This window comes from Mesorhizobium sp. WSM4310 (genome assembly GCF_007003935.1).
Lineage (GTDB): Bacteria > Pseudomonadota > Alphaproteobacteria > Rhizobiales > Rhizobiaceae > Mesorhizobium.
The window spans coordinates 212,667-228,388 of sequence record NZ_VFTA01000003.1 but is presented as its reverse complement, the minus strand read 5'-3'; the positions used below and the strand labels follow the sequence as shown (position 1 = coordinate 228,388).

Annotated in this window: 14 protein-coding genes; 9 read left to right on the top strand and 5 right to left on the bottom strand. The window is 65.1% G+C overall.

Annotation, left to right across the window (positions count from 1 at the left end):
- The first annotated feature begins 108 nt into the window (after nucleotides 1-108).
- From FJV80_RS05985 to FJV80_RS05975, 3 genes are all read left to right on the top strand, one after another.
- A complete protein-coding gene (locus FJV80_RS05985) occupies nucleotides 109-399 on the top strand; it encodes a glycine cleavage T C-terminal barrel domain-containing protein (RefSeq protein ID WP_246688908.1) in 291 nt (96 codons plus the stop codon).
- An 11-nt stretch (nucleotides 400-410) separates the two neighbouring features.
- Complete coding sequence (locus tag FJV80_RS05980; RefSeq protein WP_142875860.1) at nucleotides 411-1,958, top strand: trimethylamine methyltransferase family protein; 1,548 nt, start codon at nucleotides 411-413, stop codon at nucleotides 1,956-1,958.
- A gap of 205 nt (nucleotides 1,959-2,163) precedes the next feature.
- Complete coding sequence (locus FJV80_RS05975) at nucleotides 2,164-2,478, top strand: hypothetical protein (RefSeq protein WP_095773971.1); 315 nt, start codon at nucleotides 2,164-2,166, stop codon at nucleotides 2,476-2,478.
- 18 nt (nucleotides 2,479-2,496) lie between these two features.
- Here FJV80_RS05975 and FJV80_RS05970 read toward each other — a convergent pair whose 3' ends face one another.
- Entirely contained in the window at nucleotides 2,497-3,522 is a 1,026-nt protein-coding gene (locus tag FJV80_RS05970) for a LacI family DNA-binding transcriptional regulator (protein ID WP_142875858.1), read from the bottom strand.
- Nucleotides 3,523-3,715: 193 nt separating this feature from the next.
- On the opposite strand from FJV80_RS05970, the gene FJV80_RS05965 reads away from it, so the two are divergent.
- The 5 genes from FJV80_RS05965 to FJV80_RS05945 all read left to right on the top strand — a co-directional run bounded on the left by FJV80_RS05965 (nucleotide 3,716) and on the right by FJV80_RS05945 (nucleotide 8,680).
- A complete protein-coding gene (locus tag FJV80_RS05965) occupies nucleotides 3,716-4,747 on the top strand; it encodes a Gfo/Idh/MocA family oxidoreductase (RefSeq protein ID WP_142875856.1) in 1,032 nt (343 codons plus the stop codon).
- Nucleotides 4,744-5,652, top strand: coding sequence for a sugar phosphate isomerase/epimerase (locus tag FJV80_RS05960; protein ID WP_142875854.1), 909 nt, complete (start codon nucleotides 4,744-4,746; stop codon nucleotides 5,650-5,652). The genes FJV80_RS05965 and FJV80_RS05960 overlap by 4 nt, the downstream gene beginning before the upstream one ends.
- Before the next feature lie 93 nt (nucleotides 5,653-5,745).
- Nucleotides 5,746-6,753 (top strand): substrate-binding domain-containing protein, encoded by a 1,008-nt coding sequence (locus FJV80_RS05955; protein ID WP_095773975.1) that lies wholly within the window; start codon nucleotides 5,746-5,748, stop codon nucleotides 6,751-6,753.
- Between the two features lie 86 nt (nucleotides 6,754-6,839).
- Nucleotides 6,840-7,637: an ATP-binding cassette domain-containing protein gene (locus FJV80_RS05950; protein WP_142875852.1), complete on the top strand. Its 798-nt coding sequence runs from the start codon at nucleotides 6,840-6,842 to the stop codon at nucleotides 7,635-7,637.
- Entirely contained in the window at nucleotides 7,634-8,680 is a 1,047-nt protein-coding gene (locus FJV80_RS05945; protein ID WP_095787769.1) for an ABC transporter permease, read from the top strand. The genes FJV80_RS05950 and FJV80_RS05945 overlap by 4 nt, the downstream gene beginning before the upstream one ends.
- 51 nt (nucleotides 8,681-8,731) lie before the next feature.
- Here the strand turns inward: FJV80_RS05945 and FJV80_RS05940 are convergent, their stop codons facing one another.
- Together FJV80_RS05940 and FJV80_RS05935 are read right to left on the bottom strand one after the other, a co-directional pair.
- Nucleotides 8,732-11,392 carry a UvrD-helicase domain-containing protein gene (locus FJV80_RS05940; protein ID WP_142875850.1) on the bottom strand — a complete coding sequence of 887 codons (2,661 nt, stop codon included), beginning with the start codon at nucleotides 11,390-11,392 and terminating at the stop codon, nucleotides 8,732-8,734.
- Between the two features lie 84 nt (nucleotides 11,393-11,476).
- On the bottom strand, nucleotides 11,477-12,283 hold the full coding sequence (locus FJV80_RS05935) for a DUF2059 domain-containing protein (RefSeq protein WP_246688907.1): 807 nt from the start codon (nucleotides 12,281-12,283) through the stop codon (nucleotides 11,477-11,479).
- A 223-nt stretch (nucleotides 12,284-12,506) separates the two neighbouring features.
- On the opposite strand from FJV80_RS05935, the gene FJV80_RS05930 reads away from it, so the two are divergent.
- Nucleotides 12,507-14,825, top strand: a complete 2,319-nt coding sequence (locus FJV80_RS05930; protein WP_142875848.1) for a glucose/quinate/shikimate family membrane-bound PQQ-dependent dehydrogenase — start codon at nucleotides 12,507-12,509, stop codon at nucleotides 14,823-14,825.
- Between the two features lie 157 nt (nucleotides 14,826-14,982).
- Here the strand turns inward: FJV80_RS05930 and FJV80_RS05925 are convergent, their stop codons facing one another.
- Nucleotides 14,983-15,420 (bottom strand): hypothetical protein, encoded by a 438-nt coding sequence (locus FJV80_RS05925; protein WP_056573171.1) that lies wholly within the window; start codon nucleotides 15,418-15,420, stop codon nucleotides 14,983-14,985.
- Between the two features lie 9 nt (nucleotides 15,421-15,429).
- Nucleotides 15,430-15,621: a hypothetical protein gene (locus FJV80_RS05920; RefSeq protein WP_142875846.1), complete on the bottom strand. Its 192-nt coding sequence runs from the start codon at nucleotides 15,619-15,621 to the stop codon at nucleotides 15,430-15,432.
- Between the last annotated feature and the right edge of the window lie 101 nt (nucleotides 15,622-15,722).

Here is a 15,722-nt window from a genome sequence, read left to right as displayed (position 1 = left end):
TCACAGGCCGAGAAAAACACGCGCTCTGGCGGAAGAATGGATGATCCCCACGCATCGTTCGGGTGCGCAAGCGCAGTACTGGACACTTATGTCTAGTGTGCATATGGTGTGCTTCTGACAGACCGGGAGGGAGGCCTTCAAGTCGCACAACCGCGCAGTCGTCATCGGGCCGACGCCGGCGGCTTCGAGCCGGTCTGGCGCGATGGCCGGCGCGTCGGCTTCGTCACGTCGGGCGGCTTTGGCTACACGATCGGCAGGAGCGTCGCGCTGGCGTTGGTCGACGCCGATTTTACCGAGGAGGGGACGGCGCTTTCGGTGCACATTGTCGGCGTCGAACGGCCGGCTCGCGTCGTCGCGCCGGCGCTCTACGATCCCTCGGGCAAGGCGATGCGGCAATGAGGAGGATTTCGATGATCGAGGCACGAGACAGCAGGCGCGAGCGCCGGCGTGGACGCACGGGCGAAGCCGGCAGCGAAAGCAGCCGCCGGCCCAACTACCGGTCGCTGAAGAACCCGTTCCTGCCGCAGCCGATCTTTTCGGATGACCAGGTGGCTTCCATCCACGACACGGCGCTGCGCGTGCTGGAGGAACTCGGCATCAAGGTGCTCTTGCCACAGGCGCGGGAGATTTTCGCCCGCGCCGGTGCGCTTGTGGAGCCGGACACCGACATGGTGCGCATCGGCCGCGACATCGTGGCCGCGGCATTGGCCTCGGCGCCAAAATCAATTCCAGCGCTGGCGGGCGACCGCAGCCGCGATCTTTTGCTCGAACTCGGCTCGATGACGTTCCTCGCCGGCGCTGGCGCGCCGAACGTCACCGATCTCGAACGCGGCCGCCGGCCGGGAACGCTCGGCGCCTTCGAGGAATTGACCAAGCTCATCCAGCATTTCGACGTACTGCACATGCTTTGCCCCTGCATCGAGCCGCAGGATGTCGACAACCGTTTTCGCCACTATGCCATCAACCGCGCGCAGTTGACGCTGTCCGACAAGTTCCCCTTTGTCTTCGCGCGCGGCACGCCGCAGGTCGAGGATGGCTTCGAGATGATCCGGCTGACGCGCGGGCTGTCGGAGGATGAATTCCGCGCTGGCGCCCATTGCTACACCATCATCAACACCAATTCACCGCGCCAGCTCGACATTCCGATGGCGCAAGGCATCATCGACTTCGCCCGCGCCGGGCAGGTCCTGGTCATCACGCCGTTCTGCCTGGCAGGCGCGATGGCGCCGATCACGGTCGCCGGCGCGCTAACGCTGCAGCATGCCGAGGCGCTGGCCGGTCTGGCACTGGCGCAGATCGTGCGTCCGGGCGCACCCGTGCTCTACGGTTCCTTCTCCTCCAATGTCGACATGAAGTCGGGCGCTCCGGCGTTCGGCACGCCCGAGCACGTCAAGGCGACACTGGGGGCCGGCCAATTGGCGCGCTTCATCGGCCTTCCCTGGCGTTCGGGCGCCGGCAGTGCCGCCAACATTTCCGATGCGCAGGCCGCCCATGAGTCGCAGTTCGCCCTTTGGGGCTCGGTGCTTGCCGGCGCCACCGTCTGCGTCCACGCCGCGGGCTGGCTGGAGGGCGGCCTGAGCGTCTCCTTCGAGAAGCTGATCACCGACATCGAGGCTGTGCAGTCGATTGCCGAGCTTTGCGCGGCAACGCCTGGCGACGACGATGCGATCGGTTTCGAGGCCATCGCCGAAGTGCAGCCGGGCGGGCATTTCTTTTCGGCCGGCCACACGATGGCGCGCTACCGCACCGCATTCTATGAGCCACTGGTGGCCGACTGGTCGAATTTCGGCAACTGGACGCAAAGCGGATCAAAGACCGCCAGCGAGCGCGCCACCGGTATCTGGAAACGCATTCTTGCCGATTTCGAGCCGCCCGCTTCAGCTGCGGCGACCGCCGGAGTGCTCGACGAGTTCATCGCGCGCCGCACCGAAGAGGGCGGCGCGGCGCCGGTTTCGTGAGCGGCGAGCTTTCGCGCGAGACACCTGGCCTTTGCCGCGACTTTCGCCGCGTGATCGGTGCCGGGGTCATTGGCAAGCGGTGCCGTTCTCCGGACCCATCCAGATTTCGCCGGCGCCGCTGGAGCGGGCGCTGGCGGAATTGCAGCGGTGATCCGGAACCGGCGGCATTCCCGGGCATTCATGGGAATGAACCACGGAGGACGACATGGGTTTCGACCAGTATCACGAACCGCCTGAAGAACTGTCGCAGAAGGTGCGGACCTTTGCCCGCATGATCACCTCGCTGATCGAGGAGGCGGAAGCGATCGGCTGGTACGAACAGCGCATCTCGGTGGAGAAAGATGCGCAAGCGCGGGCCATCATGCAGAACGCGCAAGGCGAGGAGTTCAAGCATTTCGGCATGGACCTGGAATTCCTGCTGCGCCAGAAGAAGGACTGGCGGGCGGAGTTGAAGGAAATCCTGTTCACCACTGGCGACATCGTCAAGGCCGGCGAGCGGGGCGAGAAGAAGGTGGATTGATAGGCTTTACGAGCGCCATCAATCGCTGTCGCGCGCGACCAATTCCAGCGGCCAGACTTCGTGAATGATACGCGGGCCTTCCGGGCCGGCGAAGGCGGGAAGCGAGGCCAGCAGCATTTCGGCCAGGCGCCGGCCCATCGGCTCCAGCGCCGGGCGGAAGGCGGTCAGCGCCGGGGAAAAATACCGGCAGAGCGGCGTGTCCACGATCACGGTCACCGCGATGTCGTGGCCCGGCCGGATGCCCATCTCGGCCAGCGCCTTGCAGCCGCCGAGGGCCATGGCGTCGTTGTTGAAGATGATGGCCGTCGGCCGGTCCTTCGCCAGCATCACGCGCGGCGTCACCTGGTAGCCGCCGGCCTCGTTGATGAAGCCGTCGGCGATCAGCGCGGGGTCGGCCTCGATGCCGTGCCGTTTCAGGGCTTTGCGGTAGCCGTTCAGAAACAGATGGCCGAAATTGAGATTGAGGGAAGGGCGGATGGCGGCGATATGGCGGTGGCCGCGCGCCACCAAGCGGTCGACCGCATCGGTGCCTGCCTTCTCGAAATCCAGGTCGAGCGAGGGATAGGCCTTGCCGCCGCTGCGGCTGCGGCCGAGCGTGGCGAAGGGGAAGCCGACCTGTGTGAGATAATCGATGCGTTCGTCCTCGCGCCGCGTCCAGGCCAGCAGCACGGCATCGGCGCGGCGGGTCTCGACGACGCGGCGCAGGCGCTCCTGCTGATAGTCGCCCGGCGCGCCCATCACCACGGTCAGGTCGAGTCCGCTTTCGGCAAGGCGGCCTTGCAGCCCGATCAGGAAGGGAATGAAGAACGGTTCGCCATATTGCTGGTCGCCGGGATGCGGCTGCAGCATGAAGGCGATCGAGTGGGTCGCGCCTTGCCTGAGACTGCGGCCGGACTGGTTGGGTGAATAGTTCAGCTTCTTGGCGGCGTCGAGCACGCGCTGGCGCGTGTCGGCATTGACGTCGGCGCGGCCGTTCAGCGCCCGCGACACGGTGCCGATCGAAATGTTCAGGTGACGCGCTAGGTCGTGAATGCTGGACGCCAAAGACTTTCTCCCCCGAGCTTCGCTAGCATTGGCCGGTGCCGAGGCCAAGGCGAAAGACGATTTTCGTGAGCGGCCAATTGACATTCTACGCTATCGGGTGTGTTCTCGTAAACGTTTACGGAAAACGTTTACGGTGATGCCGTGGATGCCGTGACGGTCGGTCTGGAGGGACGGAGCGGAGGAGGAACGCCGGATGATGAATGTCGTCCTCGTCGGCTGCGGCGCGATGAGCAGGCAATGGCTCGATGCCGCGAGGCAGATCGATGGGCTTGCCATTGTCGGCCTTGTCGACCTCGACGCCGAGCGGGCGAAGGCGAGGGCGCACGAATACGACCTCACCGGCATTGTCATCGGCACCAGCCTCGACGCGGTGCTCGACCAGACCGGGCCCGACGCGGTGTTCGATGTCGTGGTTCCCGCCGCCCGGCGCGAAGTCGCGCTTTCGGCCTTCGCCCATAATTGCCATCTCTTGACCGAGAAGCCGCTGGCCGACAGTCCTGAAAACGCGCGCGCCATCGTCGAGGCGGCCCGCCGGGCCGGGCGCATCCATGCCGTCGTGCAGAACCGCCGCTACGTCGCCAATGTCAGGCGCATCCGCCGCTTCCTGGACTCCGGCGCCATTGGCGCGGCGACCAGCATCCATGCCGATTTCTTCGTCGCGCCGCATTTCGGCGGCTTTCGCGAGGAGATGGCGCATGTCTTGCTGCTCGACATGGCCATCCACACCTTCGACGCCGCCCGCTATATGGCCGGCGGCGAGCCGGCCGGCGTCTACTGCCACGAATGGGAGCCGGCCAATTCCTGGTACCGGCAGGGCTCGTCGGCAAGTGCTGTCTTCGATCTCGGCGGCGGCAAGGTCTTCACCTATGCCGGTTCCTGGTGCGCCGACGGCTTCCGCACCAGCTGGGAAGGCAGCTGGCGCATCGTCGCCGAGCGCGGCAGCCTCATCTGGGATGGCCATGACCTCTTGACGGCGGAGGTGGTCGCGACGGGCCGCGATGGGCTGTTCGCCAAGACCCAGCCGATCGAGGTCCCGCCGCTCGATCCAGCCGACCGCGTCGGCGGTCATCTCGGCATCATCAGGGATTTCATGCACGCCATCGAGACCGGCACCGAGCCGGAGACGCGCGGCACCGACAACATCAAAAGCCTGGCCATGGTTTTCAGCGCCATCGAGAGCGCCGAAACCGGACGCCGCGTGGCGATTTCACAGGGAACACCATGATGCCAAACCCGCTTCTCGACATCAGGATCGGCACCATGGTGCGGGCCAACCTCGACGACCCGGCGGCGTATATCAAGCAGATCCTGCCGCTCGGCTTCGAGAGCATCCAGCCCTTCTTCTGGCAGACGCTGGGCGGCAAGGACCTTCCACGCCTTGCCGGCGAAATCCGCGACGCGATCGGCGATGCCGATGTCACGGTCTCGTCCATCGGCGTCTTCGGCAATCCGCTGGAAAGCGGCGAGGTCGATCGCGGCGTGCTCGCGGCCTGGGAGACGGTCATCGACAATGCGCATCTGTTCGGCGCTTCGATGGTCAGCGGCTTCACCGGGCGCATCCGCGGCAAGAAGCTGACGGACAGCCTGCCGCGCTTTCGCGAAGTGTGGGGGCCACTGGCCAAGCGCGCCGCCGACAAGGGCGTGCGCATCGCCTTCGAGAACTGTGCCATGGACGGCAATTGGGCGGCCGGCGACTGGAACATCGCCCACAATCCGGACGCCTGGGAGCTGATGTTCAACGAAGTGCCGGACGACGCTCTCGGGCTCGAATGGGAACCCTGCCACCAGCTCGTCTATCTGATCGATCCGATCCCGCAGATCCGCAAATGGGCGCCACGCATCTTCCATGTCCATGGCAAGGACGCCACCGTGCGCTGGGACGTCATCCGCGAGCACGGGGTGTTCGGCCGGCTGCCCTTCGTACAGATGCGCACGCCCGGCTTCGGCGACAGCGACTGGACGCGGGTGATCAGCGAATTGCGGCTGGCTGGCTACAAGGGCGCCATCGACATAGAGGGCTGGCACGATCCGGTCTATCGCGGCGATCTCGAGATGTCAGGCCAGGTCCGCGCGCTGGATTATCTCAAGCAATGCCGGGGAGGCGCCAGCTACCTGCAAAATCCGACGTGAGGACCCGGCCGGCGGGAGGAGCCGGTTCGTAAGTGGCGAAACAATCGTCAACAGCCCCTCGGCTGACGAGGGAAACAATGGGAGGACAAGTGCATGAGCATCGCGATCAGAACGACACTTCTGCGCACGACCGTCGTGGCCGCCGCCACGGCGCTTTGCGCCGCAATCTCGACCTTGCCGGCACGGGCGCTCGACGCCCAGTGGTGCAAGGATGTCCATATCCGCTTCTTCGTCGGCGGCGCCGAGGGCGACGCTTTCGGCACCATCGTCTATAATGGCGCCAAGCAGGCGGCGGCCGATCTCGGCCCCAAGGTCGACTACATCTTCTCCGGCTGGGACGTCGAAAAGATGGTGCAGCAATTGCGCGAGGCGGTCGCGGTCAAGCCCAACGGCATCGCCATGATGGGCCATCCAGGCGAAGACGCGATCATGCCGCTGGCCGAGCAGGCGCATAAGGACGGCATCAAGATGATGTACCAGAACGTGCCGGTGCCGAAGGTGACGGCGGCGTTCGGCGGCGGCTATGTCGGCGCGCAGCAGGAGCAGCAGGGCCGCGCGCTCGGCGCCGAGGCGTTCAAGCTGGCCGGGCTGAAGTCCGGTGACAAGGCGATCATGATCGGCCCCTTCGACAATGAGAGCCGGGGCGCACGCGAGCGTGGGACCGTCGCCGCATTGAAGGAGGCCGGCGTCGACGTCGTGCAAATCAATTCCGTAACCGAGTGGGCCGCCGATCCGAATCTTGCGATCCCGGTGATCACCGCGGCCTTGCTCAACAATCCCAACGTCAAGGCGGTCGGTTACCCCGGCGGGCAGATGCTGGGCAATGTGCCGACCTACATGCAGGCCGCGGGGCGCAAGCCCGGCGATATCTTCAATTTCGGCTTCGACACCAGCCCGCAGATCGTCGAGGGCTTCAAGGGCGGCTGGGTGCAGCTGACGGCCGACCAGCAGCCGTTCATGCAGGGCTATCTGCCGATCCTCAGCCTCTGCCAGCAAGTGGTGCTGGGGCTGGCGCCGATGAATGTCGACACCGGTGCCGGCTTCGTCACGCCGCAGAACTACGAGATCGTCTCAGAGCTCGCCAAGCAGGCGCTGCGCTGACCTCCCAAGGCTGCCGGCCGGGGTGGGCCCGGGCGGCCAGGACCGTCGGCAAAGGGCCGGCATGCGTCAATGAAAGCGAGGATCCGATGGCCGAACGCATCATCGAACTGCGCGATATCACGAAATCCTACGGTCAGGTCTATGCGCTGGGCGGCGTCAATCTCAGCGTCGACCGCGGCGAGGTCGTCGGCCTCATCGGCGACAATGGCGCCGGCAAGTCGACGCTGATCAAGATCCTGTCCGGCGTGGTCAGGCCGACCACCGGCGACATCCTCGTGCGTGACAAGCCGGTGAGCGGCTGGAGCGCGGCGCGCTCGCGCGACGCCGGCATCGAGACGGTGTTCCAGGACCGGGCGCTGGCCGTGCAGCAGACCATCGTGCGCAACATCTTCATGGGCCGCGAACTGACCGGCTTCATGGGCTGGCTGAAGGTCAACAAGGAGATCGAGGAGGCGAGCCGGCTGATGCGCGAGATCGGCTTCACCTCGAAAGTGTTCACGCCGCACTCGATCGTCGGCCAGCTGTCGGGCGGCGAACGCCAGGGCGTGGCGATCGCGCGCGCCATCTACAAGCAGGCCGAGCTGATCATCCTCGACGAGCCGACCACGGCGCTGTCGCTGACCGAGACCGCCAAGGTGTTCCACTTCGTGCGCCAGGTGCGGGCGAGCGGACGCTCGATCCTGTTCATCGGCCACAACATCCATCATGTCTTCGACATTGCCGACCGCTTCGTGGTGCTCGATCGCGGCAAGGTGGCGCTGACCGCCGACCGCAGCGCGGTCAAGTCGGCGGAAGAGTTGATCAATTTCATGGAGGACGTCGCGCATCCCGGCGGATTGCCTGGGCTGCGCGCGGCCGGCGAAGCGGAGCAGCAGGCGCGATGAGCAAGACCATGGAACCCGATCTCGAAAGCCCTCTGCGCCCTCATGCCGGGTCCGCCCGCCAGGAGTGGAAACATCCATCCGACCACTGGCTTCGCGGCTTCGTCCTCGACAACCGCGCCTCGCTCGGCACGCTCGCCGTGTTCATCGTCATGATGGCGGTGTTCATGGTCGCCAACCCGACCGTGTTCACCACCTGGTATCTCTACAGTTCGGTGCTGACGACGCTGCCCGTGGCGCTGTTCGTGGTGGTGCCGCTGGTCTTCGTCGTCACCTGCGGCGAGATCGACCTGTCGTTTCCGGCGACGATGGGGTTTGCCGCCTGGGTTTTCGCCCTGGTGGTGCAGGCCGGCTACGACCCGTTCCTCGGCATTGCGGCCGCACTCGTGACGGGCATGCTGCTCGGTTTCCTCGTCGGCTCGCTGGTCGTCTATGGCGGGCTGTCGTCGCTGATCGCCACGCTCGGCATGAATTTCCTGCTGCGCGGCCTGATCCAGATCATCAACGAAGGCAAGTCGATGTCGTTGACCAGCCTCAGCAACAGCTGGGCCTACAAGATCTTCTCCAGCCAGATCTACGGCGTTCCGGTGCAGATCTTCTGGGCCATCGCCTTCGTCGTGCTGTCGGCAATGCTCTATAACAGGCATCGCTTCGGTGCACAGGTGAGGGTGGTCGGCGACAATCCCGACAGCGCCCAGCAGATGGGCATCGACGTCAAGCGCGTGCGGGTGAAGGTGTTCGTCTTCGTCGGCATAGGGGCTGCGATCGCCGGCACGTTTTCGGTGATGATCAACTTCACCTGGTGGCCGACGGCCGGCGACGGCTATCTCCTGCCGGTGCTGGCCTCGGTGTTCGTCGGCGGCACGCCAACCTGGGGCGGCATCGGCACGGTCGTTGGCGGCGCCATCGGCGCGGTCACCGTGTCGTTCATCCAGACCGGCGTGGTGGCGGCAGGCCTGAGCGGCTTCTACGTGCAGTTCTTCAACGGGCTGATCATCATCCTGTCGCTGCTCGGGCATAAGTGGAACCAGGCACGGTATCGGTGAGGGAAGCACTGCCGTTGTTGGAACGGCGCGAGAGCTGCTCGGAAGGGCAGCTCACACCGCCGCGACGAACCCGTCGAGCACGCGTTTCTGGCCGGCCTTGTCGAAGTCGATGGTCAGTTTGTTGCCTTCGATGGCCGAGATGTTGCCGTTGCCGAATTTCTGGTGGAAGACGCGGTCACCGACGCTGAAGGGCGACGGCTTGTCGGCGACGGATTTGGCGACCAGTTCGCCGTCGATGGTGCGGCCCTTTACGCTGGTGCGGCCGGCGCCGTAGCCCGAGTCGGTCTCACCATAGCCGATGCGCTCGACCTGGTGGCCGGAGCGCGTGCCCCAGTTGCGGTCGGTTGCTTCCGTGCGGTTGGCCTGCGCGCGCTGCCAGCCGGGCGTCGAATAGGTGTTGGAGAAGGCGCCGGATTTTTCGGTGTTGGCGCCGACACTGTCGAAACGCGAGGCGCCGTAGGGGTTCTGCCGCCCACCGCCACGGCCGGAGGCGAAGGAGCCGCCGCCATAGGGATTGCCGTAGCCGCCATAGGAATTGCCGCTTTCGGCGATCTCGACATGGGATTCCGGCAGCTCCTCGAGGAAGCGCGACGGGATGGTCGATTGCCAGAGCCCGTGGATCAGGCGGTTGGAGACGAACCAGATATGCAGGTTCTTCTTGGCCCGGGTGAGACCGACATAGGCCAGCCGGCGCTCTTCCTCCAGCCCGGAGCGGCCGCCTTCATCGAGCGCGCGCTGGTGCGGGAACAGGCCTTCTTCCCAACCGGGCAGGAAGACCGTCTCGAATTCGAGGCCCTTGGCAGAATGCAGCGTCATGATGGAGACGGCGTCCTGCCCGGCATTCTGCTCGGCATCCATCACCAGCGCCACATGTTCGAGGAAGGAGCGCAGCGACTCGTACTCCTCCATCGAGCGGATCAGTTCCTTGAGGTTCTCCAGCCGGCCCGGCGCTTCGGCCGAACGGTCGTTCTTCCACATATCGGTGTAGCCGCTCTCCTCGAGAATGGTCTCGGCGAGCTCGGTGTGCGGCTTGGTTTCCAGCGCCTTCTGCCAGCGTTCGAAATTGGCGGCCACTTCGCGCAACGCGGCGCGCGGTTTCGGCTTCAGCTCGTCGCTCTCGGCGAGATTGCCGGCGGCCTCAAGCATTGGAATGCGAAGCGCACGCGCCGTGTCGTGGATCTGGCGGATGGTGGCTTCGCCCAGCCCGCGCTTGGGCACATTCACGATGCGCTCGAAGGCGAGGTCGTCGCCGCTGTTGGCGACGACGCGGAAGAAGGCCAGCGCGTCGCGGATTTCCATGCGCTCGTAGAAGCGCGGGCCGCCGATGACGCGGTAGTTGAGGCCGAGCGTGATGAAGCGGTCCTCGAAGGCGCGCATCTGGAAGGACGCGCGCACCAGGATCGCCATGTCGTTGAGATTGTGCTTCTGGCGCTGATAGGCCTCGATGGTCTCGCCGATGGCGCGGGCTTCCTCCTCGGAATCCCAGGCGGCGTGGACATTGACCTTGCCATCCTCGGGGTCGTTGCGGTCGGTGAACAGCGTCTTGCCGAAGCGGCCTTCATTGTGGGCGATGAGATGCGAAGCCGCGCCAAGGATGTGCGCGGTCGAGCGGTAGTTGCGCTCCAGCCTGATGATGGTGGCGCCCGGGAAATCCTTGTCGAAGCGCAGGATGTTGTCGACCTCGGCGCCGCGCCAGCCATAGATGGACTGGTCGTCGTCGCCGACGCAGCAGATGTTGACTTTGTTTTCGCTCACGGCCGCACGCGAGCTCCGCTCGCTGGCCTCCGCGGGGGCGGCCTGGCCGGCCGACACCCGGTCGGGCTTGCGGCCTTCGGCCGATCGCGGATCCGTTGACGTCGTCGAACGCCCGGCGTCCGGCCGTTGTGCCAGCAGGCGCAGCCACATGTACTGGGCGGTGTTGGTGTCCTGGTACTCGTCGACGAGGATGTATTTGAAGCGCCGGTGATAGTCCTTCAGCACGTCCGGATTGGCGCGGAAGATGCGGATGGGGTGGCAGAGCAGGTCGCCGAAGTCGCAGGCGTTCAGCGTCTGCAGCCGCTCCTGATAGGCCTTGTAGAGCTCGCGGCCCTTGCCGTTGGCGAAGCTGCGCGCGTCGCCCTCGGCGATATCGGCCGGACCTTGCCCCTTGTTCTTCCAGCCGTCGATCATCTGGGCGAACTGCTTGGCCGGCCAGCGCTTGTCGTCGAGGCCCTCGGCCTGGATCAGCTGCTTGATCAGCCGCACGACGTCGTCGGTGTCGAGGATGGTGAAGTCGGAACGCAGGCCGGCGAGTTCGGCATGACGGCGCAACAGCTTCACGCCGATCGAATGGAAGGTGCCGAGCCAGGGCATGCCCTCGACATTGCCTTCGCCGATCAGGATGCCGATGCGCTGCTTCATCTCGCGCGCGGCCTTGTTGGTGAAGGTCACGGCGAGGATCTGCGACGGGAAGGCCTTGCCGGTGGCAAGGATGTGGGCGATGCGGGTGGTGAGCACACGCGTCTTGCCGGTGCCGGCGCCGGCCAGCACCAGAACCGGGCCTTCGGTGGTTTCCACCGCCAGTCTTTGTTCCGGATTCAGCCCCTTGAGATAATCGGGCGCACTGCTCTGGCCGCCGCGGGCAGCCATGGCGCGCGCGGCAATGCCCGACGGGGCCGTCGGCCGCGCATTGGGTTCATCGAAAAAGGGCATGTCTTCGGAAAAGCCGGACATCTTCCCCCCGAATGTAGTGATTCGGCAGGGAAAGACCAGAACTGTCTACGTTTTGTTCCGGGTAAAAGTGGCTTATCCGGCGGCTCACGCCTTGCGGTAACCAAGGGCGACGAAGAATCGATGGCCGAAGGAGCGCGCCTCGTCCGTCATTACCGCGCCCAAAGCGACCTGCATCTGGTCGTAGTAGCGCCTGCCGGCGGGTGAGGCCAGGAAGGCACCATAGAGCTTCAGGTCGGCCATGGACATATCCCGGTAGACATAGGCTGCAGATTCCATGGCCTCGCTGTCGATGTCACGGCGAAGCCCTTCGGTTTGCTTGCGCAGCAGGGCCATTACCTGGTCGTCGGGCAGGGGCTTTCCGGCCGCGCCCAGCATTTCGGAAAGCATGGCGTAGCCCATGTTCAAGGCGACGGCTTCTCCGGTGTCGACGGCGCTGATATCGTCCATCATCTTCCTGTACAATGCGAACCTGGCCGGATCCCTGGATGGAAGCTCGCCGAGGATTTTGGCGCCCTCGATCTTCTTGGCCTCCCTTGCTTGCGGCGACGAAGCCTGGATCTCGAGCGCGGTGACCTGTTTGCCCAGGGGTGAAGCATAAAACGAGGCCAGTTCGGACAGGTCCTTGGCACTGAGCCTGTCCGCCATCCGGGCTTCGATCGCCGCTTCCATCTTCTCCGGGTCAAAGGCACCTTCCATGGCGGCGGCAAGGGCGTCCAGGACCTTTTGCGGCGGCGTTCCCGGCGCCGATTTCACGGCCGCGGTGAAACCCGGGCCAATGCCCATCAGCATCTCGTGAAAGCCGTTCGCCTTGTTGATCTCCCTGATTGTCTGCGCCGGCGCGGCCACAGTGCCGGCAAAGAGCGGGACGAGGCAGTAGAGCATCAGCGCCATGCGCGTCAGCGGCGGAACGAGTGACGGCATTTTGCTTGCTCCACGGGAAAGACGATCCATGGAGACTGCGGGAAAACCCTGACGCAGGCAAGATGGATTGCCACCTTGGCGTGTGGGCAGCTTGACAGGCGGGGCAGGCGGGAGAAAGCTGTGCGCAGGGCGGGAGCGGTGCACCGGGTTGCCCATGGCCGCGCGAGCGCGCAACAGTCGAAGGAGTATCATCTTGGCTGTCACCATCACCTCTCTCGTTCTCTTTCTCCTCGGTCTGGCGCTTGGTGGCGGTGGCATCTGGCTGGCGTCGCTGGGGGGCAGTTGGTACTACATCGTCGTCGGCCTCGCCTTCCTGATCGCCGCCTGGCTGCTTTACCGACGCCGGTCCACGGCGCTCTGGCTCTATGCGGCGATCGTGATTGGCACGCTGGCCTGGGCGGTCTGGGAAATCGGTTTCGACTGGTGGGAACTCGGCCCGCGCGGCGGCATCATCGTGCTGGTGGCGCTGTGGCTGCTGACGCCTTGGGCAAGGCGGGGCCTTGCCGGGCCCGACGGTCGCGCGCCGCTGATCCTTGCCGTGCTGGCATCGCTGGCGGTGGCCGGCTATTCGATGACGACGGACCCGAAGGACATTGCCGGTGCGCTCGATACCGACAAGGTGATTCCCAACGCCAATCTGGGCAATGACGTGCCGGCGGGCGAATGGCATTTCTATGGGCGCACGCAGTTCGGCCAGCGCTATTCGCCGCTCGACCAGATCACGCCGGACAATGTCGCCAATCTGCAGCCGGCCTGGACCTACCGCACCGGCGACGTGAAGGGGCCTGACGACATCGGCGAGACCACCTATCAGGTGACGCCACTCAAGATCGGCGACACGCTCTACATTTGCACGCCGCACAATTTCGCCATCGCGGTGGACGCCGCGACCGGCAAGGAAAAATGGCGCTACGATCCCAAGATCAAGCTCGACAAGGACCGCCAGCACCAGACCTGCCGCGGCGTATCCTACTATGCCGATGCCACCGGCGCCGCCGGCCAGCCTTGTGCTGCCCGCGTCTACCTGCCGACCTCGGATGCGCGGCTGATCGCGCTCGATGCCGCCAGCGGGCAGGTCTGCCCCGCCTTCGCCGAGGGCGGCACGCTCAACCTGTTGACCGGAATGCCAAACCCGAAGTCGGGCTATTACTACTCGACCTCGGCGCCGCTGATATCAGGCGGCAAGATCATTGTCGGCGGCGCGGTCAACGACAATTATTCGACGCAGGAACCGTCCGGCGTCATCCGCGCCTATGATGCGAGCACCGGCAAACTGATCTGGAACTGGGATTCCGGCAATCCGGACCAGACGACGCCGCTGCCGGCCGGCCAGACATACACCGCCAACTCGCCCAACATGTGGTCGACGCCAAGTGCCGACGAGAAGCTCGGCCTGCTCTACGTGCCGCTCGGCAACCAGACACCGGACCAGCTCGGCGCCGGACGCAGCGCCAATGTCGAGAAATTCTCCTCCTCGATCACCGCGCTCGACCTCAACACCGGGCAGTTGAAATGGGTGCGGCAGACCGTGCACCACGATCTCTGGGACATGGACGTGCCGGCGCAGCCGAGCCTGATCGACATCACCAAGGCCGACGGCTCGGTCGTGCCGGCGCTGGTCGGGCCGACCAAGCAGGGCGACCTCTATGTGCTTGACCGGCGCACCGGCGAACCGGTGATCGCGGTCAAGGAAGCGCCGGCGCCCGGCGGTGCCATCGAGGGCGACCACACGTCGCCGACGCAGCCGGTCTCCGATCTCTCCTTCAACCCGAAGCCGCTGACCGATGCCGATATGTGGGGCATCACCATGTTCGACCAACTGGCCTGCCGCATCGAATTCCACAAATTGCGCTATGAAGGCCGCTATACGCCGCCCTCGCTGCAGGGATCGCTGGTCTATCCCGGCAATTTCGGCACCTTCAACTGGGGCGGGGTGGCGGTCGATCCGGTGCGGCAGGTGATGTTCGGCATGCCGACCTACTTGGCGTTTACGTCCAGACTCATTCCCCGCGCGGACGTGTCGCCGGCGGGTGACAACACCAAGGGCAGCGAACAGGGGCTGAACCGCAATGAGGGCGCGCCCTATGCGGTGGTGATGGGACCGTTCCTGTCGCCGCTCGGCATCCCTTGCCAGGCGCCGCCCTGGGGTTACGTCGCCGGCGTCGACCTCAGGACCGGCACGATCAACTACAAGCACCGCAACGGCACCGTCTACGACATGACGCCATTGCCGCTGCCGCTGAAGGTCGGCGTGCCCGGCATTGGCGGGCCGATGATCACCGCCGGCGGCGTCGCCTTCCTGGGCGCGGCGGTCGATGACTATCTGCGCGCCTATGACCTGACCTCAGGCAAGCAGCTCTGGCGGGCCCGATTGCCTGCAGGCGGCCAGTCGACGCCGATGACCTACACGGTCGCCGACGGGCGCCAGTTCGTGGTCATCGTCGCCGGCGGCCACGGCTCGGTCGGCACCAAGCCCGGGGATTATGTGATGGCGTACGCGCTGCCGAAGTAGCTGGGCCGCGCCAGCCGAAAGCGCTCGCGGCGCTAGATCAGTTCACCGTTTCATGGAAACGGCGAACTGCTCTAACCCTTTGTCTTGACGCAATTCCCAAGGCAAAGCGCTACGCGCTTTTCCCGGGAAAACCGCTTCACACTTTTCCTGGAATGCTCTAGCCGAGCCCGAGATGGCTCTTCAGGCTGGGCACCGAGCCCAGCACCTGGTTGGTCAAATCGGGGCCGGCGGCGGCTTCGGCCTGCTGGACCAACGTCTCGCCGGCCTTCTGGATCTGCGCCAGATCGAGGCCGGATGCCTTCAGCGCGGCGAGGCCGTTGACCAGCGCGCCCGCCTTTTCGCCGAGAACCCCGCCAAGCGCGCCTTGCAGCGAGGACAGGAAGCCGCCACCGCCACCGGCAGGAGCCGCGGCCATGACGTCATATTTCTGCGCCAGCGCATCGGCGCCGGGAATCTTGGCGAAGAAGGATGAGGCGCTGGTGCCTTCCGCCTCGTGCTCGAGCACCGAGAAAATGGTGCCGACGACTTTTTCGGTCGTTGCCTGGTCAAGACCGGCCTTCTGCGAGACGGTGTTCACGATATCCTGTACGTCCATAACTTCACCTCAACCCTGGGTTTTCGTGTTTGCCGGATGGCGCTGGCGGCTGGGGACCTTGACCATGGACTTCCGGTTCGCCGCCGCAATGGTTGCGGGCATCGCTGGAATGGCGGCTGCGGCAAGCATGAAGGCGGTTGCCAAGATCGGCGAGGTCATGGTCATCAGCTTTCCTTTCAGGCCCTTCAGGATCGCGGCCATGTCATGGATCAGCCGGATAGTCAGTTTCCCCCACTATTGTGGCAGCGCCATCAAGATTTGTCGCCGATGACAAAATTGTGATGATGGTTGCCGCAGCTTGC

What these genes read in the sequence shown, in the direction of transcription:
- FJV80_RS05920 (WP_142875846.1), bottom strand. Translation starts at nt 15,621, where the DNA reads ATGGCCGCGATCCTGAAGGGCCTGAAAGGAAAGCTGATGACCATGACC.
- FJV80_RS05940 (WP_142875850.1), bottom strand. Translation starts at nt 11,392, where the DNA reads ATGTCCGGCTTTTCCGAAGACATGCCCTTTTTCGATGAACCCAATGCG.
- FJV80_RS05975 (WP_095773971.1), top strand. Translation starts at nt 2,164, where the DNA reads ATGGGTTTCGACCAGTATCACGAACCGCCTGAAGAACTGTCGCAGAAG.
- FJV80_RS05965 (WP_142875856.1), top strand. Translation starts at nt 3,716, where the DNA reads ATGATGAATGTCGTCCTCGTCGGCTGCGGCGCGATGAGCAGGCAATGG.
- FJV80_RS05960 (WP_142875854.1), top strand. Translation starts at nt 4,744, where the DNA reads ATGATGCCAAACCCGCTTCTCGACATCAGGATCGGCACCATGGTGCGG.
- FJV80_RS05935 (WP_246688907.1), bottom strand. Translation starts at nt 12,283, where the DNA reads ATGGCGCTGATGCTCTACTGCCTCGTCCCGCTCTTTGCCGGCACTGTG.
- FJV80_RS05950 (WP_142875852.1), top strand. Translation starts at nt 6,840, where the DNA reads ATGGCCGAACGCATCATCGAACTGCGCGATATCACGAAATCCTACGGT.
- FJV80_RS05925 (WP_056573171.1), bottom strand. Translation starts at nt 15,420, where the DNA reads ATGGACGTACAGGATATCGTGAACACCGTCTCGCAGAAGGCCGGTCTT.
- FJV80_RS05955 (WP_095773975.1), top strand. Translation starts at nt 5,746, where the DNA reads ATGAGCATCGCGATCAGAACGACACTTCTGCGCACGACCGTCGTGGCC.
- FJV80_RS05980 (WP_142875860.1), top strand. Translation starts at nt 411, where the DNA reads ATGATCGAGGCACGAGACAGCAGGCGCGAGCGCCGGCGTGGACGCACG.
- FJV80_RS05945 (WP_095787769.1), top strand. Translation starts at nt 7,634, where the DNA reads ATGAGCAAGACCATGGAACCCGATCTCGAAAGCCCTCTGCGCCCTCAT.